This window comes from Streptomyces sp. NPDC028298 (genome assembly GCF_055565895.1).
Genome location: NZ_JBVHTL010000002.1, coordinates 953,685 through 976,948, shown reverse-complemented (window position 1 = coordinate 976,948; position 23,264 = coordinate 953,685). Strand labels below are relative to the sequence as shown.

At 72.2% G+C, this 23,264-nt stretch carries 15 protein-coding genes and 1 tRNA gene; 12 read left to right on the top strand and 4 right to left on the bottom strand.

Going from position 1 to position 23,264, the window contains the following annotated elements; translation table 11 throughout:
* Positions 1-89: 89 nt before the first annotated feature.
* Positions 90-162: transfer RNA gene (locus ACZ4TO_RS12820), tRNA-Ala, on the top strand.
* Between the two features lie 190 nt (positions 163-352).
* Here ACZ4TO_RS12820 and ACZ4TO_RS12815 read toward each other — a convergent pair.
* Together ACZ4TO_RS12815 and ACZ4TO_RS12810 are read right to left on the bottom strand one after the other, a co-directional pair.
* Entirely contained in the window at positions 353-1,969 is a 1,617-nt protein-coding gene (locus ACZ4TO_RS12815) for an NADH-ubiquinone oxidoreductase-F iron-sulfur binding region domain-containing protein (protein WP_382782434.1), read from the bottom strand.
* Positions 1,966-3,243, bottom strand: coding sequence for a cytochrome b/b6 domain-containing protein (locus tag ACZ4TO_RS12810; protein WP_468024157.1), 1,278 nt, complete (start codon positions 3,241-3,243; stop codon positions 1,966-1,968). Before ACZ4TO_RS12810 ends, ACZ4TO_RS12815 begins: the two co-directional genes overlap by 4 nt.
* A gap of 407 nt (positions 3,244-3,650) precedes the next feature.
* On the opposite strand from ACZ4TO_RS12810, the gene leuS reads away from it, so the two are divergent.
* From leuS to holA, 8 genes are all read left to right on the top strand, one after another.
* Complete coding sequence (leuS, locus tag ACZ4TO_RS12805; protein WP_382782427.1) at positions 3,651-6,542, top strand: leucine--tRNA ligase; 2,892 nt, start codon at positions 3,651-3,653, stop codon at positions 6,540-6,542.
* 143 nt (positions 6,543-6,685) lie between these two features.
* A complete protein-coding gene (locus ACZ4TO_RS12800; protein ID WP_382782424.1) occupies positions 6,686-7,417 on the top strand; it encodes a hypothetical protein in 732 nt (243 codons plus the stop codon).
* Between the two features lie 72 nt (positions 7,418-7,489).
* Positions 7,490-8,335 (top strand): DegV family protein, encoded by an 846-nt coding sequence (locus ACZ4TO_RS12795; protein WP_382782422.1) that lies wholly within the window; start codon positions 7,490-7,492, stop codon positions 8,333-8,335.
* Between the two features lie 138 nt (positions 8,336-8,473).
* The gene (locus ACZ4TO_RS12790) at positions 8,474-9,568 is read left to right on the top strand and encodes a ComEA family DNA-binding protein (protein WP_468024156.1); all 1,095 of its coding nucleotides are present in this window, start codon (positions 8,474-8,476) and stop codon (positions 9,566-9,568) included.
* A 125-nt stretch (positions 9,569-9,693) separates the two neighbouring features.
* Positions 9,694-12,471: a ComEC/Rec2 family competence protein gene (locus ACZ4TO_RS12785; protein WP_468024369.1), complete on the top strand. Its 2,778-nt coding sequence runs from the start codon at positions 9,694-9,696 to the stop codon at positions 12,469-12,471.
* A gap of 4 nt (positions 12,472-12,475) precedes the next feature.
* Complete coding sequence (locus tag ACZ4TO_RS12780; protein WP_385042263.1) at positions 12,476-13,306, top strand: arylamine N-acetyltransferase family protein; 831 nt, start codon at positions 12,476-12,478, stop codon at positions 13,304-13,306.
* A gap of 83 nt (positions 13,307-13,389) precedes the next feature.
* The gene (locus ACZ4TO_RS12775) at positions 13,390-13,635 is read left to right on the top strand and encodes a hypothetical protein (RefSeq protein WP_382782414.1); all 246 of its coding nucleotides are present in this window, start codon (positions 13,390-13,392) and stop codon (positions 13,633-13,635) included.
* 344 nt (positions 13,636-13,979) lie between these two features.
* The gene (holA, locus tag ACZ4TO_RS12770) at positions 13,980-14,966 is read left to right on the top strand and encodes a DNA polymerase III subunit delta (protein ID WP_382782411.1); all 987 of its coding nucleotides are present in this window, start codon (positions 13,980-13,982) and stop codon (positions 14,964-14,966) included.
* Positions 14,967-15,227: 261 nt separating this feature from the next.
* On the opposite strand, the gene rpsT is transcribed toward holA, so the two are convergent.
* On the bottom strand, positions 15,228-15,494 hold the full coding sequence (gene rpsT / locus ACZ4TO_RS12765; protein WP_103553320.1) for a 30S ribosomal protein S20: 267 nt from the start codon (positions 15,492-15,494) through the stop codon (positions 15,228-15,230).
* A 314-nt stretch (positions 15,495-15,808) separates the two neighbouring features.
* Here rpsT and lepA point away from each other — a divergent pair, with 314 nt between their 5' ends.
* Both lepA and ACZ4TO_RS12755 read left to right on the top strand, forming a co-directional pair.
* On the top strand, positions 15,809-17,677 hold the full coding sequence (gene lepA, locus ACZ4TO_RS12760; RefSeq protein WP_382782407.1) for a translation elongation factor 4: 1,869 nt from the start codon (positions 15,809-15,811) through the stop codon (positions 17,675-17,677).
* A 225-nt stretch (positions 17,678-17,902) separates the two neighbouring features.
* A complete protein-coding gene (locus ACZ4TO_RS12755) occupies positions 17,903-19,774 on the top strand; it encodes an AMP-dependent synthetase/ligase (RefSeq protein ID WP_468024155.1) in 1,872 nt (623 codons plus the stop codon).
* A 156-nt stretch (positions 19,775-19,930) separates the two neighbouring features.
* On the opposite strand, the gene ACZ4TO_RS12750 is transcribed toward ACZ4TO_RS12755, so the two are convergent.
* Positions 19,931-20,515, bottom strand: coding sequence for a response regulator (locus ACZ4TO_RS12750; protein WP_382782399.1), 585 nt, complete (start codon positions 20,513-20,515; stop codon positions 19,931-19,933).
* 309 nt (positions 20,516-20,824) lie between these two features.
* Between ACZ4TO_RS12750 and ACZ4TO_RS12745 the strand changes: the two genes are divergently transcribed.
* A complete protein-coding gene (locus ACZ4TO_RS12745) occupies positions 20,825-23,101 on the top strand; it encodes a SpoIIE family protein phosphatase (RefSeq protein ID WP_468024154.1) in 2,277 nt (758 codons plus the stop codon).
* Positions 23,102-23,264 lie beyond the last annotated feature (163 nt).

The window sequence follows — 23,264 nt, the reverse complement described above, 5'->3', positions numbered from 1 at the left end:
GGTTCACCAGGGGGACCGTGTAATGTTGGCGTCGCCGCCGGGGAAACCGGGCGACACGGTGAAAACGCGGTCTCGCCGCGTGGCCACAAGGGGCTATAGCTCAGTTGGTAGAGCGCCTGCATGGCATGCAGGAGGTCAGGAGTTCAATTCTCCTTAGCTCCACAGACGTTGAGAGCGGGCCACCCGATCAGGGTGGTCCGCTTCTTCGTTCTCCCAGTACTCCCAGTACTCCCGGTACGTCGCGTACTCCCACGGCGTCGCGGTGCCTCGCGCGGAACGTGCCGAAGGCCGCGTACCCCGTACGGACATGCCGAAGGCGGGCCACCTGTTCCCGGTGGCCCGCTCCTTCGTGTCAGCGGCCGCTGCCGAGCGCGCGGCGCCCACGCCCCTGCGAGAGGACCGGCAGGTTGCGCGACGGCGCCGCGCCCCGGGTGTCCTCCTCGATGCGCAGGGCCAGCGCCGGGCAGCGGCGCACCGCGCGCAGGGCCTTCGCCTCGGCGAACCGAGGCACCGGAGCCTGTGCGACGGTCGGGAAGCCGTCGGCGCCCAGTTCGAAGACCTCGGGAAGGAGGTCGGCGCACAGGCCGTGCCCGCGGCACAGCGTCCAGTCGACGAAGATCTTCTGGCGGCTGGGGCCCGTCTCCTGCTCGCCCGGGCCGCTCAGGATGCCCATGGGCACCTGACCGTCCTCGAAGAGCGGCAGAACGCCCTCCACGGGCCTTCCGCAGCCGTTTCCGAGGACGTGGGCGGCCAGGTCGTCCGTGAACGCCTTCAGGGTCGACTCGATGAACATCGCCGAGCCGTCCGGGTGGGAGCAGGCACCGCGCCGCTTCACGGACTTGGCGACCTGCTTCACCGCCTCCAGCGCGGCCGGACCGCCACCGTTGAGGATGTCCGCCAGGCCGCGCGCGGCGGCGGGCAGACCGAGGTAGCAGGGGCCGCACTGGCCCGCGCTCTCGTCGGCCAGCCACTGCGCCACGCGCAGCGACTCGCCCAGAGGGCAGGTCTCCTGGGTGATGGGCAGGATCGCGCCCGCACCGAGCGCACCGCCCACCGCGGCCAGGGAGTCCCGCGAGACGATCGCCTCGTTGACCGTCGCCGCGTCCAGCCACTTGCCGTGGTAGCCGCCGGTCAGCACGCCCTGGGGCATCGCCGGGGCGCCGGCGAGCTGCAGCACGTAGCGCAGCGGTACGCCGGTGGGGACCTCGATCACCATGGGGCGCGCGACCGCGCCCGAGACGGTGAGCATGACGGTGCCGGGCTCGTCGTACAGGCCCGTGTTGCGGTAGCGGTCGGGGCCGATGCGGGCGGCGATGGCGAGCTGCGCGAACGTCTCGGCGTTCGACAGCAGGGTGGGCGCGCCGCCGACGCCCGCCTGGGAGGCGCTGACCTTGCGGCCGGGCGGCACCGCGGGGCCGCCGTCGATCGAGCGGATCAGCGACGCGGCCGCGCCGGTCACCATCCGGATCGGGTTGCGCTGCACGCGCGCGCGAAGGGGCGAACCCCTCCGGTTGCTCAGCCCCCGCTCGGCCAGCGCCGCCTCCATGGAGCGCTGGGTCGACTCGCGGGTCACGCCGATCACGAGCTGGCGGGCGCCCATGGCCTCGGCGACCAGGAGAGCGCCGTCCAGGATGAGGTGCGGGGCACGGTTGATGAGCACCGTGTCCTTGCGGCAGGCCGGTTCGTCCTCGCTTCCGTTGACGACCACGACCGGGCGGATGCCCTTCTTGATGGCCGACTCGGCCACCGAGCGCAGTTTCTTGCCGAACGGGAAGCCCGCCCCGCCGCGACCTTTCAGATTGATGTCCTCGGCGAGGCTTGCGAGCTCTTCTCCGCCCAGCGGTTCGAGCGGACCGTGCACCTTCAGGTGCATGGGCAGATCAAGACGTTCAACCAGGTCGAAACCCGACGTGAGCTGCGGAAGTCCGACGACGCGGACCTCCGGGACGTCGGGCAGGGCCTCGTTCACTTAAAGCCTCCGGAAGGGGCATTCCATGATTCACCGGAGCCAGGAGCGTCGAAGGCGCCCGGCAGTACGTCAGTCGTGGGACCGCTGTCGTACGTGTCGTTGGTGTTGTACGTGCGGTAGGACGCGTTCGTCTCACCGGTGTTGTACACATCACTCGTGCCGTAGCCGCCGGCGGGCTGACCGCCGTAGACCGGGGTGGTGTATCCGGTGTCGTTGAGCGGGTCGTACGCCGATGCCGGGGCCTCGCCCACGGGGGCCGACTGGGGGACGGGCCAGGCCTGCGCGCCACCGTTGCCGACGCGGGGAAACGTCTCTGTGGGCTGCGCGTTCACGGGCATCTGGAACTGCTGCGTGGCGGGTGCGTCGCCGGGCGACGCGGTCCGGTAGGCGGCCGCGAAGCCGGCCGTGTCCGCCGTTCCCTGCGCGCCGCCGAACAGCGTGGACGAGGACTCCTTGCGCTCCTTGCGCGGGGAGGGGACGCCGTCGTCGCCCGCGGAACGGCGGTCGGCGCGGCCTCCCGCACCCTGCGGGGACTCCATCGCGGCCGCGCGGGACGCCTCCAGGTCCTCGCGGAACCCGCGGGCGTTGCCGCCGCCGATGAGCGCCAGGACCTTCGCGGCGACCTTGTGCTTGAAGGGGGCGGGGGAGGTCCGCAGCGCCAGGGCGCCCATGACCGCGAGCAGGCACAGGCTGTAGAGGATCGTGAAGATCGGCTTCGCCGCGCGACCCGCGTAGAGCCCGTGGACGAGCGCGGCGCACCAGGCCGGGTAGGCCAGCATGTGCATCGCGCGCCAGCGGGCCGCGACCGGCGCGGGCGAGGCGAAGGCGCTGCGCAGGGCGCCGGTGACGGCCGTGAAGATCATGAGCAGGCCGGCCAGGGAGCCGAGGCCGATGAGCCCGCCGATGCCCGTGAGGCCGAGGCTGAAGGGGACGAGGGCGGAGAGCAGGCTCGTGTGGTCGAGCGCGATCTTCACCGTGATGTGGAGCAGCAGGAAGGCGACCGAGGACACGGCGGTCGTCCGGTGCACGGCCTGGGCCACCAGCCGCTGGCGGGTGTTCAGGAAGATCCGGTCGGTCGCGACCAGCCCCCAGATCACCGAGCAGGACAGGGAGACCAGCGACAGGACGCCGGCGCCGAAGTTGAGGAAGTCCTGGACTGCGTTTCCTCCCACCAGCACGATCACGGGTATGAGGACCAGGACGACAGCCGTGGCCGCCCCGTAGGCCGAACGGCCCGCCCGGGGAAGCGAGCTGTTGTTGCGACGAGGGTTCATGAGGGGTACTCCCTACGGTTCGGGGAAGCGGTCCCGAAGGCGCACTCTAGGTCGAGAAAACGCGCCGAGCTCCACGTTTGAGTTATTGCGTTGTTACCAAAGGGCAATGAGGTCTTTGTGTTGTCCGCAAGCGTCCGTTAAGCGAAGTAAAATTTGAACTTCGGTCAACGAATTTTTGCCGCCCGTCGGGGTGGCGCGGGGTGCCGGCGGGCAGGGAAGCCCGTCGCGGCCCGTGCGGACGCTGCGGTACCCTGACGCCATGCGTGCCGTACGCCTTCTGCTTAGCGAGCCGCGCTGATCAGCCCCGACCGCTGACACATAGTGGTCGGCATCAGTGCGGCGTCCCCTCCTGTGCGAGGGGTTTTTTCATTTCTGCTGGCAGAGACGATCGATGGAGCTTTGAGGACATGAGCGAGACGAACACCGCTGCCGCCACCGCCGAGTCGGCCGCGCCGCACCGCTACACGGCCGCCCTGGCCGCCGACATCGAGGCACGCTGGCAGGACTTCTGGGACGCCGAGGGCACGTACGAGGCCCCGAACCCCACCGGCGACCTGGCCGGGGACCCGGAGCTGGCCGCGCGGCCCAAGAAGTTCATCATGGACATGTTCCCGTACCCCTCGGGTGCGGGTCTGCACGTGGGCCACCCCCTGGGCTACATCGCCACCGATGTATACGCCCGGTTCCAGCGGATGACGGGCCACAACGTCCTGCACACCCTGGGCTTCGACGCCTTCGGCCTGCCCGCCGAGCAGTACGCGGTGCAGACCGGCACGCACCCGCGCGTGTCCACCGAGGCCAACATGGAGAACATGAAGGTCCAGCTCCGCGCGCTGGGCCTGGGCCACGACAAGCGCCGGTCGTTCGCCACGATCGACCCGGAGTACTACAAGTGGACCCAGTGGATCTTCCTGCAGATCTTCAACTCCTGGTACGACGACGAGGCCGCGAAGGCCCGCCCCATCTCCGCGCTGATCGCCCAGTTCGAGAGCGGTGAGCGCGCCGTCCCCGCCGACGGCGGCACCTCGCGCGCGTGGAACGAACTGAGCGCCGCCGAGCGCGCCGACGTCCTGAGCGGCTACCGCCTGGCGTACGCCTCCGACGCGCCGGTCAACTGGTGCCCCGGCCTGGGCACCGTCCTGGCCAACGAGGAGGTCACCGCCGACGGCCGTTCCGAGCGCGGCAACTTCCCCGTCTTCAAGTCCAAGCTGCGCCAGTGGAACATGCGCATCACCGCCTACGCGGACCGCCTGCTGGACGACCTGGACGCGCTGGACTGGCCCGAGGCCATCAAGCTGCAGCAGCGCAACTGGATCGGCCGCTCCGAGGGCGCCCGCGTCGACTTCCCCATCGACGGCGAAGCGATCACGGTCTTCACCACCCGCCAGGACACCCTGTTCGGCGCCACCTACATGGTGCTGGCCCCGGAACACCCGCTGGTCGAGAAGTTCACCCCGGCCGCCTGGCCCGAGGGCACCCACGACGTGTGGACCGGCGGTCACGCGACGCCCTCCGAGGCCGTCGCCGCCTACCGCGCGCAGGCCGCCTCGAAGTCCGACGTCGAGCGCCAGGCCGAGGCCAAGGACAAGACCGGTGTGTTCACCGGCGCGTTCGCGACCAACCCCGTCAACGGCGAGAAGGTCCCGGTCTTCATCGCCGACTACGTGCTGATGGGTTACGGCACCGGCGCGATCATGGCCGTCCCGGCGCACGACACCCGCGACTTCGCGTTCGCGCGCGCCTTCGAGCTGCCCATGCGCTGTGTGGTCGAGCCCTCGGACGACCGCGGTACCGACGCCTCCACCTGGGACGACGCCTTCGCCTCGTACGACGCGAAGATCGTCAACTCCGCCGGTGACGACGTCTCCCTGGACGGCCTGGGCGTCGTCGACGCCAAGGCGCGCATCACCGAGTGGCTGGAGCGCCGCGGCATCGGCGAGGGCACCGTCAACTTCCGGCTGCGCGACTGGCTGTTCAGCCGCCAGCGGTACTGGGGCGAGCCCTTCCCGATCGTCTACGACGAGGACGGCGTCGCCCACTCGCTGCCCGAGTCGATGCTGCCGCTGGAGCTGCCCGAGGTCGAGGACTACTCGCCGCGCACCTTCGACCCGGACGACGCGAACACGTCCCCGGAGACCCCGCTGTCCCGCAACGAGGACTGGGTCGACGTCACCCTGGACCTGGAGGACGGCCGCGGCCCGCGCAAGTACCGCCGCGAGACCAACACCATGCCCAACTGGGCCGGTTCCTGCTGGTACGAGCTGCGCTACCTGGACCCGCACAACGACCAGAAGCTGGTCGACCCGGCCATCGAGCAGTACTGGATGGGCCCGCGCGAGGGCCAGCCCACCGGCGGTGTCGACCTGTACGTCGGCGGCGCGGAGCACGCCGTCCTGCACCTGCTGTACGCGCGCTTCTGGTCGAAGGTCCTGTTCGACCTGGGCCACGTCTCGTCGGCCGAGCCGTTCCACAAGCTGTTCAACCAGGGCATGATCCAGGCCTACGTGTACCGCGACAGCCGCGGTATCGCCGTACCGGCCGCCGAGGTGGAGGAGCGCGACGGCGCCTACTACTACCAGGGCGAGAAGGTCTCCCGGCTGCTGGGCAAGATGGGCAAGTCCCTGAAGAACGCGGTCACCCCGGACGAGATCTGCGCCGAGTACGGAGCGGACACCCTGCGCCTGTACGAGATGGCGATGGGCCCCCTGGACGTGTCCCGCCCGTGGGACACGCGCGCGGTGGTGGGCCAGTACCGCCTGCTGCAGCGACTGTGGCGCAACGTCGTCGACGAGACGACCGGCGACGTCACGGTCGTCGGCTCCGAGCCGGACGAGGACACCCTGCGTGCCCTGCACAAGGCGATCGACGGTGTGCGCCAGGACCTGGAGGGCATGCGGTTCAACACCGCCATCGCCAAGGTCACCGAGCTGAACAACCATCTGACCAAGACGGGCGGCCCCGTCGCGCGTCCGGTCGCCGAGGCCTTGGTGCTGATGGTCGCGCCGCTGGCCCCGCACATCGCCGAGGAACTGTGGCGCAAGCTGGGCCACGCCGACTCGGTCGTCCACCAGGACTTCCCCGTCGCCGACCCGGCGTACGTCGTCGACGAGGCCGTGACCTGCGTCGTGCAGATCAAGGGCAAGGTCAAGGCCCGCCTGGAGGTCTCCCCGTCGATCACCGACGCGGAGCTGGAGAAGGTGGCGCTGGCCGACGAGAAGGTCGTCGCGGCGCTGGACGGTGCGGGGATCCGCAAGGTGATCGTGCGCGCGCCGAAGCTGGTCAACATCGTCACGTCGTAGTCCCGCAGGTCCGGGCCGCGCGACGGCTCGGGGTAGTCCCCTACGGGCAGGTTCGGGGTTCTTCCGGAACCCCGGACCTGCCCGCAGCGTTTACCGTTGAGAGCGCGGCGCAAGCTGCCGCGGCCGGTCGGAGGAGGAGTGTGATGGGTACCGTGATCACCGTAATCGCCTTGCTCTTCCTGCTGTTCGTGGTGTTCGGCGCGTATGCGACGGTGAAGGTGATCGGCGCCGCCAAACGCGGTGTGGACCGCACGATCTCGCAGGCCCGCCGCACGGTCGAGGACACCACGCTGCGGGCGAAGACCTTCGCCCAGCCCGGCCCCCAGGGCGAGCTCGCCCAGCTCAGGCTGTCGCTGCGCACCTCGATGCGCGCCACCCAGGAAGCGCTGCAGGCGGGCGCCGCGGAGGACGAGTCCCTCAAGGAGTCCCTGAGCCTCTTCGAGCGGCTCAGCACCCACGGGCACGAGCTGGACGGCGAACTGAAGCGCCTGGAGACCGAGCCCGACCGCAACACGCTCGCCACCCGGCTCCCGGGCCTGCGCGAGCGCACCCGGCGGATCACGGAGTCGGCGGACTCGCTGCGCTGGGCCGCCCGCGACCGGGCCCACCGGTTCGCCGGCGACGACCTGGACACACTGAGCGCCCAGATCGACATGGAGGCCGGCGCCCTGCGCCACTGGACGAAGGAGCCGGGACCGCCCAGGTCCTGGCCCGACGCTCCGGCCGCGGACACGGAGACCTCCGGCGGACAGAGCGCGCCCGGGCCCCGGCAGTCCCGTCCCGACGACGGGGCCGGCCGTTCGGCCATCACGCCGCCCGGCCAACGGCCCACCTACCCTTGGCAGAAGAAGCCCCGGCCCGAGAGCACGACATGATCCAGCCGTTCCGACCGCAGGTGGAAGGGGCCGGGCTGCCGCGCACCGGTCCCGCCAGGTAACCTCCAGCTCATGTCCCGCCATGTCGCGATCGTCACCGATTCAACGGCCTACCTGCCGCCGCGGACGATGGAGCGCCACGGCATCACATCGGTTCCCCTGACCGTGGTCCTCGGAGACCAGGCACTCGAAGAGGGCACCGAGATCTCGGCCCGCTCCCTGGCCCAGGCGCTCCAGAAGCGGCGACCCGTCACGACCTCCCGGCCCAGCCCCGAGACCTTCGCCGCGACCTACCGCGAGGTCGCCGAGTCCGGCGCCACCGGCATCGTCTCGCTGCACCTCTCCTCCGAGTTCTCGGGCACCTACGACGCCGCGGTGCTCGCGGCGCGCGAGGCCCCGGTGCCGGTGCGCGTCGTCGACACCGGGATGGTCGCCATGGCCCTCGGGTTCTGCGCGCTGGCCGCCGCCGAGTCCGCCGAGGCCGGCGGAACCGTCGACGACGCGGTCACGGCCGCCGAGAAGCGGGCCGCCGGCATGTCCGCGCACTTCTACGTCGACACCCTCGACTACCTCCGCCGGGGCGGCCGGATCGGGGCCGCGCAGGCCCTGCTGGGTTCCGCGCTCGCGGTGAAGCCGCTGCTGCAGCTCCGCGACGGCCGCATCGAACTCCTGGAGAAGGTCCGGACGTCGTCCAAGGCGATCGCGCGGCTGGAAGAGATCGTCGTCGACCGGGCGGGCGGCGCCCAGGTCGACATCGCCGTCCACCATCTGGCGGCCCCCGAGCGGGCCTCGGCCCTCGCGGACCGGCTGCGGGCACGGGTACCGGGACTGGCCGAACTGCACGTGAGCGAGGTGGGCGCGGTGATCGGGGCCCACACCGGGCCCGGGCTGCTGGCGGCGGTGGTCTCGCCCCGATGAGGGGGCGGGCGCCCGTGTCGTTCGCGTCACCTGCGTGCGTCGCTCGTGCGGGTGATGGAGTTGTCCACAACTGGGCCGCTGTCCACCGGAATTGAGCATGATCATCGCGAGGGTGGCGGGTTGCCGCATCCTCGCCGCATGGAACTTCGATCGAGCTCACGCACCGCGACTCCGACCAGTGGCCCGGGCCGTGGCCCGCTCTCCGACAGCCGCAGCCGTCATCGCCGCCACGACCGGCGGACCCGGACCCGCCGCCACGAGGCCTCGGCCGCGGCCCTCCGGCTGCGCGCCGACGCCCTCTTCACCGAACACGCCCAGGGACGGCGCGAGTCGGGGAACGGCCCACCGGAGCCGGACCGCGACGACGGGGACGCGGGAAGGCTGCCCGCGAGTTGGTCGCCCCCGGCCGAACTGAACGTGGGTGAGCCGGCCGGGAGCGAACCCACCGTCGATGAACCGGTCTCGTCCGGTGCGGACGGGGAGGCGGGCGCCTGGCGGGACCGGGCCGGACTCGCCGTGCGGGAGCGGCTGCCGCTGTGGCTGCAGTCGCGGTGCGGTCTGGAGCGCAGGAGCGTGGCCGCGCTGACCGTGCTGCTGGCCGTGGCCGCCGTCTTCGCCGTGCAGCACTTCTGGACCGGCCGGACGCGGCCCGTCCGGGCCCCGGAGGTGATGAGCGCCGCCGCGCCGTACGCCGGGAAGCACGCGCCGGGTGACCGGCAGGGCGGGGAATCCGCTGTCCCGGCCGGAGCTCCGAGCGGGCCCGGCGCCGGTGGGGGCGTGGTCGTCGTGGACGTGGGCGGAAAGGTGCGCAGCCCGGGACTCCAGCGGTTGCCGGCCGGGTCCCGCGTCGAGGACGCTCTGCGCGCCGCCGGGGGACTACGGCCCGGCACGGACTCCGACGGCCTCAACCGCGCCCGCTTCCTCGTGGACGGCGAACAGATCATGGTCGGCGTGACCGCGCCCCCGACGGGAGCCGGATCGGGTGGTGCCGGTGGTGGGCCGTTCGGCGCCGGGGGATACGCGGCGGGAGGGGTGCCGTCCGCGCCGATTCCCCTCAACACGGCCACCGTGGACCAGTTCGACAGCCTGCCCGGGGTCGGACCCGTCCTGGCCCGGCACATCGTCGACTACCGCGCGGCGCACGGCGGTTTCCGCTCGGTCGACGAGCTCCGCGAGGTGAACGGGATCGGAGACCGCCGCTTCGCCGATCTCCGGGACCTGGTGCGGCCGTGAGCGGCTCCGGGGTGAGGACCCGGAGGGCGGGCCCGGTGGCCGACGGGTCGGTGACGGAGCCCGGGGATTCGCAGGCGTCCTCGGGGCGCCCTGAGGGGTTCCCCGGCGGCACCGGCCGCAGGCCCGTGCACGCGGCCTCGGGGAGACGGCTGGGGGACTCGCACCCGAGGACGGAGGGGCCGACCGACCTCCGGCTCGTGGCCCCCGCGGCGGCCGCCTGGCTCACGGCGGCGGTGGGCGTCGGAGCGTCGCCGGGCTGGGTCACGGTCGTCGTGGCCGCGTCCCTGGCCGCGGCGGGTGCGCTGCTGGCGATGGGGCGGAGGGGCGCTCGGGCCGGGCAGGGAGATCCGGGCGTCCGGCGGGGAGCCACTGGTGACGTTCGGCAAGAACATTCGGGTGCCGGTGCGGGTGCCGGTGCGGGTGGCGGTGCGGGCGCCTGCGCGGGAGCAGACGCAGATTCGGGCGCCGGGAGGGGAGGTTCCGTTGCAGGGAGGGCAGGTTCCGCTGCGGGGCGGGTGCGAGCGGGCGGCCCGGTCGCGGAGCCGGCACCGGTCGTGGAGCCGGCACCTGTCGCGGAGCCGGAACCGGTCGCGTCGCGTCGGTGGGCGCGGCGGCCCGGTCCCGGAGCGGTGCGGCCCGGGTTGTGGGTGTCCGTCGCGGCCGTGCTCCTCTGCGCAGGCGCCGCCGCGGCCTCCGCGGGGCTGCACGCGGCGGACCTGAGACGCGGCCCCGTCCCCGCGCTCGCGGAGAGCTTCGCCGACGTGACGGCGGAGGTGGAGATCACCTCCGATCCCCGCCTCACCCGGCCCCGGATCAACGGCGACCACATCGCCCCGACGGCCCTGATGTTCGACGCCGACGTCACACGGGTCATGCAGCCGGACGGCACGGTCCTGGCCACCCGGACACCGGTGCTGGTGATCGTCGACGCCCGCTCGCGACGAGGCGCGCCCCGGGAGGGCGGCGACCGCTCGCCCTGGCTGTCGCTGCTGCCGTCGACCCGGCTGAGGGTGGCGGCGCGGGTCGTGCCCGCACTGTCGGACGGGGAGGACATCGCCGCGGTGCTGCGGGTACGGGGGAGCGCGCCGCCGCGGGTGGTCGCGGCGCCGTCCGGTCCGCAGCGGTTCGCTGACCGGCTCCGCGAAGGGCTGCGCGAGGCGACCGACGGCCTGGACGCGGACGCGCGGGCCCTGCTGCCAGGGCTGGTGGTGGGGGACACCTCACGTGTCACGCCGGAGCTGGACGACGCCTTCAAGGCCACCGACCTCACGCACCTCCTCGCCGTCAGCGGGGGCAATCTCGTCATCGTCCTCGCCCTGTTCACCGGACCACCCGGCCTCGCCCAGCGGGTGGAGCGCCGGGGCCTGGCCTCCCGGCTCGGGGTTCCGCTGCGGGCGACGGCCCTGCTCGGCGGGACGCTCACGCTCGCCTTCGTCGTCGTGTGCCGGCCGGACCCGAGCGTGCTGCGGGCGGCGGCCTGCGGAGGGATCTCGCTGCTCGCCATCGCGACCGGGCGCCGCAGATCGCTGGTCCCAGCGCTGGCCGCCGCAGTTCTGGTCCTGGTGCTGTACGACCCCTGGCTCGCCCGCAGTTACGGCTTCCTGCTCTCCGTCCTCGCGACCGGAGCCCTGCTCACGCTCGCCCCGCGCTGGAGCGCGGCCCTGCAGCGGCGCCGGGTGCCGCCGCGTTTGGCGGAGGCGCTGGCCGCGGCGGCCGCCGCGCAGGCGCTGTGCGCGCCGGTGGTGGCCGTGCTGTCGGCCCGGGTGAGTCTGGTGGCGGTGCCGTGCAATCTCCTCGCGGAGTTCGCGGTCACACCCGCCACGGTGCTGGGCTTCGCGACCCTGGCGACCGCCCCCTGGGCGATGCCCGTGGCCAAGGTCCTGGCGTGGTGGGCGAGTTGGCCCGCCCGGTGGATCGCGGGCATCGCGCGCACAGGGGCGGCGCAACCCGGTGGGGGAGTGGACTGGCCGGACAGTTGGACAGGGGCCCTGCTGCTGGCTCTCGTCACCGTGGCCGGCGTGGTTGTCGGGCGCCGGCTGCTGAGACATCCGTTGCCGAGTGCCGTGGGCGCGGTGCTGCTCCTGCTGTTCGTGGTCCAGCCGCCGCCGCTGACGCGGGTGATCACGGGATGGCCGCCGCCCGGCTGGAGGTTCGCGATGTGTGACGTCGGGCAGGGCGACGCGAGCGTGCTCGCGGTGGGTGACGGCAGCGCGGTGGTGGTGGACGCGGGGCCCGACCCGGTGCTGGCCGACCGGTGTCTGAGCACGCTCGGGGTCACCAGGATCCCGCTCGTCGTCCTGACGCACTTCCACGCCGACCATGTCGGGGGCCTGCCCGGGGTGCTCCGGGGGCGTTCGGTGGGCGCGATCGAGACAACGGGCTTCGAAGAACCGCCGGATCAGGCCGAGTTCGTACGGCGGGAGGCGAGCGCACGGCACATCCCGCTGACGCGGGCCGTGGCGGGGGAGAGGAGGAGCGTGGGACCTCTGGACTGGCGGGTGCTGTGGCCGCCGCCCGATCAGATGCCGCCGCCGGACGGCCCGAACGACGCCAGCGTCACCCTGCTCGTGCGGTCCGCGGGGCTGCGGCTGTTGCTGCTGGGCGACCTGGAGCCGCCCGCCCAGCAGGCCCTGGTGAGATCGCCGGCCGCCGAGGGGCTGGACGGTGTGGACGTGCTCAAGGTGGCCCATCACGGATCGGCGTATCAGGATCCGGAGCTCATACGCAGGGCGGCTCCGCGGCTCGCGCTCATCTCGGTCGGTGGCGACAACCCTTACGGTCACCCCGCCCCGAGCACGGTCGCGGCGCTGCGGGCCGGGGGCGCGGTGGTGCTGCGGACCGACGAGGACGGTGATCTCGCGGTCACCGGTGCGGGCGAAGGGATGGGTGTGGCGCGACACTGAAGGCATGAACTCCGCACAGGCCGACGCCTACCTTCGCCGCATCGGGGCCCAGCACCCGGCATGGCCCACGTCCGATGTGCTCCGCGAGCTGCAGCTCTGCCATCTGCGGACGGTGCCGTTCGAGAATCTGTCGATCCATCTCGGCGAGGAGATCGTGCTGGAGGAGAAGAGGCTGCTGGACAAGGTGGTGGGCGCTCGCAGAGGGGGCTTCTGCTACGAACTGAACGGCGCGTTCGCGGCGTTGCTGGCGGCGCTGGGCTACGACGTGACCCTGCTCGCGGCGCGGGTGTACGGGGACGACGGGAAGCCCGGGATCCCTTACGACCATCTCGCGCTGCGGGTGCGGACGGTGGACGGCGGCGACTGGCTGACCGACGTCGGGTTCGGGGCGCACAGCCACTATCCGCTGCTGTTCACGGAGCGGGGCGAACAGCGGGATCCCGGTGGGATGTTCCGGGTCGTGGAGTCGGGGCCGGACGCGGCGGGGGTGCGGGGGGCGGGCGGTTCCCGGGAACTTGAGGACCTCGACGTCCTCCTGGGCGACAAGCCCCAGTACCGGCTGGAGGTGCGGCCGCGTGTCCTCGGGGACTTCCGTGTCGGAGCCTGGTGGCACGCCACCTCGCCGCAGTCGCACTTCACCCGGTCGCTGGTGTGCTCACGGGTGACCGAGGACGGGGGCCGGATCACGCTCAGCGGCCGCAAGTTCACCGTGTCGACGGCCGACGGGACCAAGGAGGTGACGGAACTCGCGACCGACGAGGAGGTGCTGGCCACCTACCGGGAACGCTTCGGGATCGAGCTGGACCGGGTGCCGGTGGTCAAGGAGTTCGGGTGACCGCGCCGGGAAGCCGCGCAGATCACACGCTCCGGACGGGGATCCCGGCGTCCGGCGCGTCGGGCGTACCGGAAAATGTCCGGGTGAGCGATGTGAGACATGTACTGGTGCTGCCCGACCGTGACGCCGCGGAGGAGGCGGCGGAGGCCGTCGGTGACCGGTTCGGGCTGGCGGAGGAGCCGCAGCTCGTGCGGGACGCACTCGCGGGCGAGGACGACGCCGAGGACGCGCAGTGGCTGGTGGTGCTGGCGGACCCCGAGTCACGGCTCGACCCGAAGGAACTGGACGAGTTCGCGGCCGAATGGGACGGCTGGCACGAGGAGCCCTGACCGAGCCGCTCCGGGCGGGCTCGGCCGACCCTCACGCCCGGTCCCTCGCGCCGGGCTCGGCTCCCCGGGGCTAGGGCGTTCCGCTCGGGCGCCGAGGTCCCACGAGCCGGGGCCGGCCCGACCCGGGGCCGGCCCGACCCGGGGCCGGCGCGACCCGGGGCCGGCCCGACCCGGGGCCGGCGCGACCCGGGCTCGGCCCGCTCGCGCCTGACGCGCCCGGTGCCCGCCCGCCCGGTCCCCCCGCGCCCGGTCCTCGCCGGGCTCCGTCGGTCGGGGGAGGCCGGATCTCCGTGGGCCGCGGTGGGCGACGTCTGTTGTCAGTGGCGCGTGGGATGCTTTCCGTGATGGCCAAGAAGACCGCACAAGACGACCCTCTCGCCCCTCTCACGCTGGCAGTGGGCCAGGAGGATCTCCTGCTCGACCGTGCCGTGCAGGAGGTGGTGGCCGCAGCCAGGGCCGCCGACGCCGACACGGACGTCCGGGACCTCACCCCGGACCAGTTGCAGCCGGGCACGCTCGCCGAGCTGACGAGCCCGTCGCTCTTCGCCGAGCGCAAGGTCGTGGTCGTCCGCAACGCCCAGGACCTGTCGGCCGACACGATCAAGGACGTCAAGGCGTATCTGGGGGCTCCCGCCGAGGAGATCACCCTGGTGCTCCTGCACGCGGGCGGGGCCAAGGGCAAGGCGCTGCTCGACGCCGCGCGCAAGGCGGGCGCGCGGGAGGTCGCGTGCCCCAAGATGACGAAGCCGGCGGACCGGCTGGCGTTCGTGCGGAGCGAGTTCCGGTCGCTGGGCCGGGCGGCCACCCCGGAGGCCTGCCAGGCGCTGGTGGACTCCATCGGGAGCGATCTGCGGGAGCTGGCGTCCGCCGTGTCGCAGCTCACCGCGGACGTCGAGGGGACGATCGACGAGGCCGTGGTCGGGAGGTACTACACCGGCCGGGCCGAGGCCTCCAGCTTCACCGTGGCCGACCGGGCCGTGGAGGGGCGGGCCGCCGAGGCGCTGGAGGCGCTGCGCTGGTCGCTGTCGACCGGCGTGGCCCCCGTCCTGATCACCAGCGCGCTCGCGCAGGGAGTGCGGGCGATCGGCAAGCTGTCCTCCGCGCGGGGCGGCAGGCCCGCCGATCTGGCCCGTGAGCTCGGGATGCCGCCATGGAAGATCGACCGCGTGCGCCAGCAGATGCGGGGCTGGACGCCGGACGGGGTCGCCATGGCGCTGACGGCGGTCGCGGAGGCGGACGCCGGGGTGAAGGGCGGCGGGGACGACCCGGAGTACGCCCTGGAGAAGGCCGTCGTGGCCGTCGCCCGCGCGGCCCGATCCGGCCGTCGCTAGCCCCACCAGGCACGCCGCGCCCCCGACGACCCGGTGGTGCACCGAAGACACCGCGGAACACCGAAGGCCCCGCTCGTTCTCCCGGGGAAGGGAGGAGCGGGGCCTTCGGTTCGAGCCTGTGGATTCACGCCCGCGTGGCGAACGCAGATCGTGCGCGAATCCGGGGGTGTCGGGTCGGGAGCGGAGAGAGAGGGCCCGCTCGGGTCCGGCCGACGGTCACGTCAAGTAAGTCAGGATCGGGCTCCGGAGAGCCCGGCCGACTCAGCCCTGGAGGGAGGCGACCTTAGAAGCAAGCGCCGACTTCTTGTTGGCGGCCTGGTTCTTGTGGATGACGCCCTTCGAGACGGCCTTGTCGAGCTTGCGCGAAGCCTCGCGCGCCGCGACGGTGGCCTTCTCGACGTCACCCGCGGCAGCAGCCTCGCGGGCCTTGCGGATCGCGGTCTTCAGAGAGGACTTGACGGCCTTGTTGCGCAGCCGGGCCTTCTCGTTGGTCTTGATCCGCTTGATCTGGGACTTGATGTTCGCCACTGATGAGCCTTTACAGGTTCAGGCGCGTGAGACGGCACGTCTCACCCGCCGTTTGATTTTCTTGGGTGCGTCCCCTGCAGAGAGGGCATGAGACACAGCCACCCAGGCTACCAGCCCCCGCACGACCGGCCCAAACCGGCCGTGTGCTCCCGCGCCGGGAGCGGTCGCCGATGTCCTGGTCAGGGCCTTCGGGGCGGGCGCAGCCGTCCCTCTCGCGCGGCCCACACCGGTCGCAGCCCGCCGCGCGTGGGACCATGGAATCTACGTATCGATCCGACCCGAGGCGACAGGCGCCTCAAGAGACAGGACCCTGCGTGCCCGCGACCCCTAACAATGTGCCCGAGCCGAGCCGTACCGACCCGGCTCTGATCCGCAATTTCTGCATCATCGCGCACATCGACCACGGCAAGTCCACGCTCGCCGACCGCATGCTCCAGCTCACGGGGGTGGTCGAGCAGCGGCAGATGCGTGCTCAGTACCTCGACCGGATGGACATCGAGCGCGAGCGCGGCATCACGATCAAGTCCCAGGCGGTCCGGCTGCCCTGGGCCCCGTCCCAGGATCCGGGCAGCACCCACATCCTCAACATGATCGACACCCCCGGGCACGTCGACTTCACGTACGAGGTGTCGCGGTCCCTGGCGGCCTGTGAGGGCACGGTCCTGCTCGTCGACGCCGCCCAGGGGATCGAGGCGCAGACCCTCGCCAACCTCTACCTGGCGATGGAGAACGACCTCAAGATCATCCCCGTACTGAACAAGATCGACCTGCCGGCCGCCCAGCCGGAGAAGTTCTCCGAGGAGCTCGCCAACCTCATCGGCTGCGACCCCGCGGACGTCCTCAAGGTCTCCGCGAAGACGGGCCTGGGCGTCGAGGCGCTGCTCGACAAGGTCGTCGCCGAGATCCCCGCCCCGGTCGGCGTCCAGGACGCCCCCGCGCGCGCGATGATCTTCGACTCGGTCTACGACTCGTACCGCGGTGTCGTGACGTACGTCCGTGTCATCGACGGGCAGCTCAACAAGCGTGAGCGCATCAGGATGATGTCCACCGGCGCCACGCACGAGCTGCTGGAGATCGGCGTCTCGGCCCCCGAGATGAAGGCGGCCGACGGGCTCGGTGTCGGCGAGGTGGGCTACCTCATCACCGGCGTGAAGGACGTCCGCCAGTCCAAGGTCGGTGACACGATCACCACCCTGCACAAGGGCGCCACCGAGGCGCTCGGCGGGTACAAGGACCCCCGGCCCATGGTCTTCTCGGGCCTGTACCCGCTGGACGGCTCCGACTACCCCGAGCTGCGCGACGCCCTGGACAAGCTCCAGCTCAACGACGCGGCGCTGGTGTACGAGCCGGAGACCTCCGCGGCGCTGGGCTTCGGCTTCCGTGTCGGCTTCCTCGGACTGCTGCACCTCGACGTGATCCGTGAGCGGCTGGAGCGCGAGTTCGGGCTCGACCTGATCGCGACCGCCCCGAACGTGGTCTACCGCGTCGAGATGGAGGACCGCAGCGAGCACACGGTCACCAACCCGAGCGAGTTCCCCGAAGGCAAGATCGACAAGGTGTACGAGCCGGTCGTGCGGGCCACGATCCTCGCCCCCTCGGAGTTCATCGGCGCGATCATGGAGCTGTGCCAGACCCGGCGCGGCACCCTGCTCGGCATGGACTACCTCTCCGAGGACCGGGTCGAGATCCGCTACACCCTGCCGCTCGCGGAGATCGTCTTCGACTTCTTCGACCAGCTCAAGTCCAAGACCCGCGGCTACGCCTCGCTGGACTACGAGCCCACCGGCGAGCAGGCCTCCAGCCTGGTCAAGGTCGACATCCTGCTGCACGGCGACAAGGTCGACGCCTTCTCGGCGGTCACCCACAAGGACGCCGCGTACGCGTACGGCGTCCGGCTGGTCGCCAAGCTGCGCGAGCTGATCCCGCGGCAGGCCTTCGAGGTGCCCATCCAGGCGGCCATCGGCTCCCGGGTCATCGCCCGCGAGACGATCCGCGCCATCCGCAAGGACGTCCTCGCCAAGTGCTACGGCGGTGACATCTCCCGTAAGCGGAAGCTGCTGGAGAAGCAGAAGGAGGGCAAGAAGCGGATGAAGATGGTGGGCTCTGTGGAAGTTCCGCAAGAGGCCTTCATCGCCGTGCTCTCCAGCGACGACAGCGCCGGTTCGGCCAAGGGCAAGAAGTAGCCACGCCGAATCCCGGGATTTCAGGGCCCGTCGCGCTCCGGCGCGGCGGGCCCTGTGCTTGTCTCAGGGGTGTGTCCTGCGGGAAGTGGCCGGGAAGTGACCGGCCGCCGCCTCTTACGCACCGGCCGGACGCGCTCTAGTCTGATCTCTGCTCGGTAGTTACTCGCGAGTTAAACAACAGCCGCAATTGAGCCAGCCGCACTGCCGCGGGCCCCGGAGGATGTCGTGAGCGACACACAGACCCTGATCGAGAACCGTCCGCCGTCCGTCGCCGCCCTCTTCCTGGAGCGCGTGGCGGCCACACCCGACGCCGAGGCATACCGCTACCCGGTACCGGCCCCGGGCGACGGGCCGGACGAGTGGAAGTCGCTGACCTGGGCGCAGTCCGCCGAGCGGGTCTACGCCATCGCGGCCGGTCTCATCGAACTCGGCGTCCAGCCGGAGCAGCGCGTCGCGCTCGCCTCCTCGACCCGGGTCGAATGGATCCTGGCCGACCTCGGCATCCTGTGCGCGGGCGCGGCCACCACGACCGTGTATCCGCAGACCAACGCCGAGGAGTCGGCGTTCATCCTGTCCGACTCCGCGAGCCGGGTCCTCATCGCCGAGGACGCCGCCCAGCTCGCCAAGGCCCGGGAGAAGCGCGCGGAGCTCCCCGAGCTCACGCACGTCGTGGTCGTCGACGCGGAGGGCGTGGAGAGCGAGGACTGGGTCCTGACGCTCGCCGAGCTGGAGGCGCGCGGCTCCGCCTACCTGGAGAAGCACCCCGAGCTGATCAAGGAGCGCGTCGGCGCGATCACCGCCGACCAGCTCGCGACCCTCATCTACACCTCCGGCACCACGGGCCGCCCCAAGGGCGTCCGCCTGCCGCAGGACAACTGGTCGTACATGGCGAAGGCCATCTCCGCGACCGGCCTGGTCAGCCAGGCCGACGTGCAGTACCTGTGGCTGCCGCTCGCGCACGTCTTCGGCAAGGTCCTGACCTCCGGCCAGATCGAGGTCGGACACGTGACCGCCGTCGACGGCCGCGTCGACAAGATCATCGAGAACCTGCCGATCGTGCAGCCGACGTACATGGCGGCCGTCCCGCGCATCTTCGAGAAGGTCTACAACGGGGTCGCGGCCAAGGCGCGGGCCGGCGGCGGCGCCAAGTACAAGATCTTCCAGTGGGCCGCCGAGGTCGCCCGCGAGTACGCGAAGGCGAGCCAGGACAACTTCCGCCGTACGGGTTCGGCCTCGGTGCCGTTCGCGCTCGGCGCCAAGCACAAGGTCGCCGACGCGCTCGTCTTCGCCAAGATCCGCGAGGCCTTCGGCGGCAACCTGCGGGCCTGCATCTCCGGCTCCGCCGCGCTCGCGCCGGAGATCGGCTACTTCTTCGCCGGCGCCGGCATCCACATCCTCGAAGGCTATGGACTCACCGAGTCCTCCGCCGCCTCCTTCGTGAACCCGGGCGAGGCCTACCGCACCGGCACGGTCGGCAAGCCGCTGCCCGGCACCGAGGTGCGCATCGCGGACGACGGCGAGATCCTGCTGCGCGGCCCCGGCATCATGGAGGGCTACCACGGGCTGCCCGAGAAGACCGCCGAGGTCCTGGAGGCCGACGGCTGGTTCCACACCGGCGACATCGGCGAGCTGTCCGCGGACGGCTATCTGCGGATCACCGACCGCAAGAAGGACCTCATCAAGACCTCGGGCGGCAAGTACATCGCGCCCGCCGAGGTCGAGGGACAGTTCAAGGCCGTCTGCCCGTACGTCTCCAACATCCTCGTGCACGGCGCCGACCGGAACTTCTGCACCGCGCTCATCGCCCTCGACGAGCCGTCGATCCTCGACTGGGCCAAGGACAACGGCCTGGAGGGCAAGTCGTACGCCGAGGTCGTCGCGGCGCCCGCCACCGTCGCCCTCGTCGAGGGCTACGTGAAGGAGCTCAACGCGGGCCTCCAGCGCTGGCAGACCATCAAGAAGTTCCGTCTGCTGCCCCGTGACCTGGACGTCGAGCACGGCGAGATCACCCCGAGCCTCAAGCTGAAGCGCCCGGTCGTCGAGAAGGCGTACAAGCACCTGATCGACGACATGTACGCGGGCAGCCGCGAGGCGTAGCCGGCCCCGGCGCCCCTCGGCGCTCCGGCACCCCGGCTTCCGGTCCGTTCCGTACGGGCCGGAAGCCGGGGTGCTCACGCTCTCCCGTCCGTCGCGTCCGGCCTGCCCGTCGCGTCCGTCCCGTCCGGCCTATCCGTCCCGTCCGTCCTGTCCGGCCTATCCGTCCCGTCTCCGCCGCATCCTGCCCAGCAGTTCGTCCATCCGCCGTATCTGGTCACGGAGTGCGGGCACGTCGGGGGCGCCGCCCGCCGCCAGGTCCGTGTCCATCCTCCCCAGGCGGGCGGCGAGTTCGTCGAACTGGTCCTGCTCCCGGGCGAGCAGGCACTCCAGTTGGCGGTTCTTGCGGTGCAGGTCGAGGAAGACGCTGACCTTGGCGCGCAGGACCCACGGGTCGAACGGCTTCGTCAGGTAGTCCGCGGCGCCCGTCGCGTAGCCGCGGAAGGCATAGCCCGCGTCGGTGTCGGTGCCCGTCAGGAAGATGATGGGCACGTCCTTGGTCCGGTCGAGCCGCTTGATGTTCGCGGCCGTCTCGAATCCGTCCATGCCCGGCATGTGGATGTCGAGCAGGACGACCGCGAACCGCTGCCGGGTCAGCGCCTCCACCGCCTCCTCACCCGAACGCGCCCGTACCAGCGGCTCGTTGAGGGAACGCAGGACGGCCTCGAGGGCGACCAGGTTGTCCTCCATGTCGTCGACGAGGAGGATGCTCGCGCCCTCGTCGGTCGTCGTCTCGGCGCTCATGATGGCGGTGCCTCACTCGGTCCGTGGTCTTCTCGGTGCCTCGCGGGTCCGGCGGCCGGTCCATGCCCCGCGGCCGGTCCACGACCCGCCTCGGGCCCCCCGCCGAAGCCGCCCTTCCGCGCCGTCGTCGCGGCGAGCGGCGCACGCGGGTCGGATGCTCGATTCTGTCCGTCTTCGGGCACATCCATACCACTGTTCTCACTCATGACGGCCCACTTCGGTGACTCGGCGCTTATGAGCGCCGCCAGTCTGTCACCCTGGCCGCATCGTCCGAGGTGTCTTCGTCCGAACTGCCCAGGGAGCCGCACAGTGGGGGCCATTCCGACGCAACGGGAGTCCACGGCGTGCGCACCGGACGCGCTCGCGCACCACCCCACCGGCCGGGACGTCGTGTCGCGCACATCGTTGCCGGGCACTCCGCTCGCTCCCGCGGCCGCGCGCCGGTTCCTCCGTGACACGCTCCTGAGCTGGGCCGAACGGGCCCTGCCCGGCGTCGAGATCATCGACGACCGGCTCATGGAGGACGCGTCCGTCGTGGTCAGCGAGCTCGTCACCAACGCCGTCGTGCACGCGGGCACCGACGTCGAGCTGCTGTGCCGTCTCGAGTGCCCGGCCGACGGCCCGCCCGGCCCGCTGGTCGTCGAGGTCTCCGACCGGCATCCCTCGCGCGCCATACGGGAGGAGGACAGGGCCGAACCGCCCTACGGGACACCGGAGTACGGGCGGGGTCTGCGCCTCGTCTCCGCGCTCTCCGAGGCCTGGGGGATCACGTACCGTCCGGGCGTCAAGACGGTGTGGTCCAGGCTGCTGACCGACGGGGCCGCCGCGGCCCTGCCGGGGGCGGGCGCCTTCACGGAGGCCGACGACCCGCGCCGGCCGCTCCGTTTCGACGACGTGGGCGCTCTCCCGGGGCCGGGCGCCTTCAGCGACGCCGACGGACTCCCCGACGGGCTTCCCGGTGAGCTCGTGGGACCGGGCGGATTCACCGACGCCGACGGGCTCGCGGGCGGGCTCGCACGTGCGCTCCCCGAGGCTTTCCCCGGACCGGGCGGGTTCGCCGGGGCCGACGGCCCCACCGGTGCGGCGGCCGGTTCGGAGCCGGCCGGGGCCGGGGCCACCGGGTACGCCGAGGTGCTGGTCCCGGAGTACGGGCCGGGTGCCGACGGGTTGATCCCGGAGTACGGAACCGGCGGCGACGGGCTGGTCCCGGGCTACGGACCGGGTGCCGGCGGTGAGCCGTATCGGGCCGTGTCCGCGTCCGGGGCGGACCGGAGCACCCCGCGGGGCCCCGACTGGCTCGACCGGGGCGCCCTCTCCTTCCTCGCCGAGGCCTCCGACCTGCTCGCGGGACAGCTCGACGAGGACCTGGTCGCCGCGCTGGCCGGACAGCTCCTCGTCCCGCGCCTCGCCGACTGGTGCGCCGTATGGCTGGAGGACGAGGCCACCGACCGGGCGGGCGGGCTCGGACTGGCCCTCGGCCCCCGCCTCGCCCGGGTCTGGCACGGCCGCGAGAACCTGATCGAGGGCCTGCGCCAGGCTCTGGAGAAGGACCCGCCGCGGCTGCCCGACGCGGTGCGCTCGCGCGCCGTCCCGGTGCCGTGGCCCGGCGGGGCGCTGGGCGCCCGCGGGGCGGCACTCGCGTACCGGCTGATCGCGGGCGGGCGGCCGCTGGGCACGCTCGTCATCGGGCGGGCCGGACCGCCCGACTTCCCCGACGAGGTCACCGGGCTCGTCGAGGACCTCAGCCGCCGGATCGCCCTGGCCATCGGCGCGGCCCGTCAGTACGCGCGCCAGGCCACCATCAGCCGGGTCCTGCAGCGAGGGCTGCTGCCGGGCGCGGTCGCCGAGATCCCCGGGGTGCGCAGCGCCCTCGTCTACGAACCGCTCGACAAGGGCGGGCCGAGCGGTGACTTCTACGACGTGTTCCCGGCGGGCGACGGGCGCTGGTGCTTCGCGGTCGGCGACGTCCAGGGCAAGGGGCCCGAGGCCGCCGTCGTGATCGGCCTGGCCCGGCCCTGGCTGCGGCTCCTGGCCCGCGAGGGCTACGACGTCGCGGACGTCCTCGACCGTCTCAACCAGCTCCTCCTCGACGACGCTACGGAGGCGGCGGACGCGGCCGCCCGCGCGCTCGTGGCCGCGGGCGGACCCGGGCTCGGCACCGACCTCGGCCCGCAGACGCGCTTCCTGTCGATGCTCTACGGCGAGCTGGTCCCCTTCGAGGGCGGAGTGCGCTGCACCCTGGCCTCGGCGGGGCATCCGCTGCCGCTGCTGCTGGGTCCCGACGGCGGCGTAAGGGAGGTGGCCCGGCCGCAGACCCTGCTCGGCGTCTTCGAGGACCCCGAGTACACCTCGGAGTCCTTCGAGCTGTACCCGGGGGACACGCTCCTGTGCGTCACCGACGGGGTGACGGAGCGGCGCGACGGGTCCCGTCAGTTCGACGACGAGGACGGCCTCGCGCACGCCCTCGCGGGCTGCGCCGGTCTGAACGCCGAGATGATCGCGGAACGGATCCGCGCGCTGGTCCACGCCTTCGGCCCCCGCCCGCCCGAGGACGACATGGCCCTGCTGGTGTTACAGGCCGAATGACGGGCTCCGCCCGTGAGGCAGGCCGCGTGACAGGCCTCCGCCCGTGACGCGGGCCGGGTGACGGCCTCCGCCCGTGATGCGGGCCGGGTGACGGCCTCCGGTTGTGACGCGGGCCGAGCGACGGGGCTCCGCCCGTGAAGCGGGCCGAGTGACGAGGCCCGCC

What these genes read in the sequence shown, in the direction of transcription:
- ACZ4TO_RS12800 (WP_382782424.1), top strand. Translation starts at nt 6,686, where the DNA reads ATGGGTACCGTGATCACCGTAATCGCCTTGCTCTTCCTGCTGTTCGTG.
- holA (WP_382782411.1), top strand. Translation starts at nt 13,980, where the DNA reads ATGGCCAAGAAGACCGCACAAGACGACCCTCTCGCCCCTCTCACGCTG.
- ACZ4TO_RS12780 (WP_385042263.1), top strand. Translation starts at nt 12,476, where the DNA reads ATGAACTCCGCACAGGCCGACGCCTACCTTCGCCGCATCGGGGCCCAG.
- ACZ4TO_RS12810 (WP_468024157.1), bottom strand. Translation starts at nt 3,243, where the DNA reads ATGAACCCTCGTCGCAACAACAGCTCGCTTCCCCGGGCGGGCCGTTCG.
- ACZ4TO_RS12795 (WP_382782422.1), top strand. Translation starts at nt 7,490, where the DNA reads ATGTCCCGCCATGTCGCGATCGTCACCGATTCAACGGCCTACCTGCCG.
- leuS (WP_382782427.1), top strand. Translation starts at nt 3,651, where the DNA reads ATGAGCGAGACGAACACCGCTGCCGCCACCGCCGAGTCGGCCGCGCCG.
- ACZ4TO_RS12790 (WP_468024156.1), top strand. Translation starts at nt 8,474, where the DNA reads ATGGAACTTCGATCGAGCTCACGCACCGCGACTCCGACCAGTGGCCCG.
- ACZ4TO_RS12750 (WP_382782399.1), bottom strand. Translation starts at nt 20,515, where the DNA reads ATGAGCGCCGAGACGACGACCGACGAGGGCGCGAGCATCCTCCTCGTC.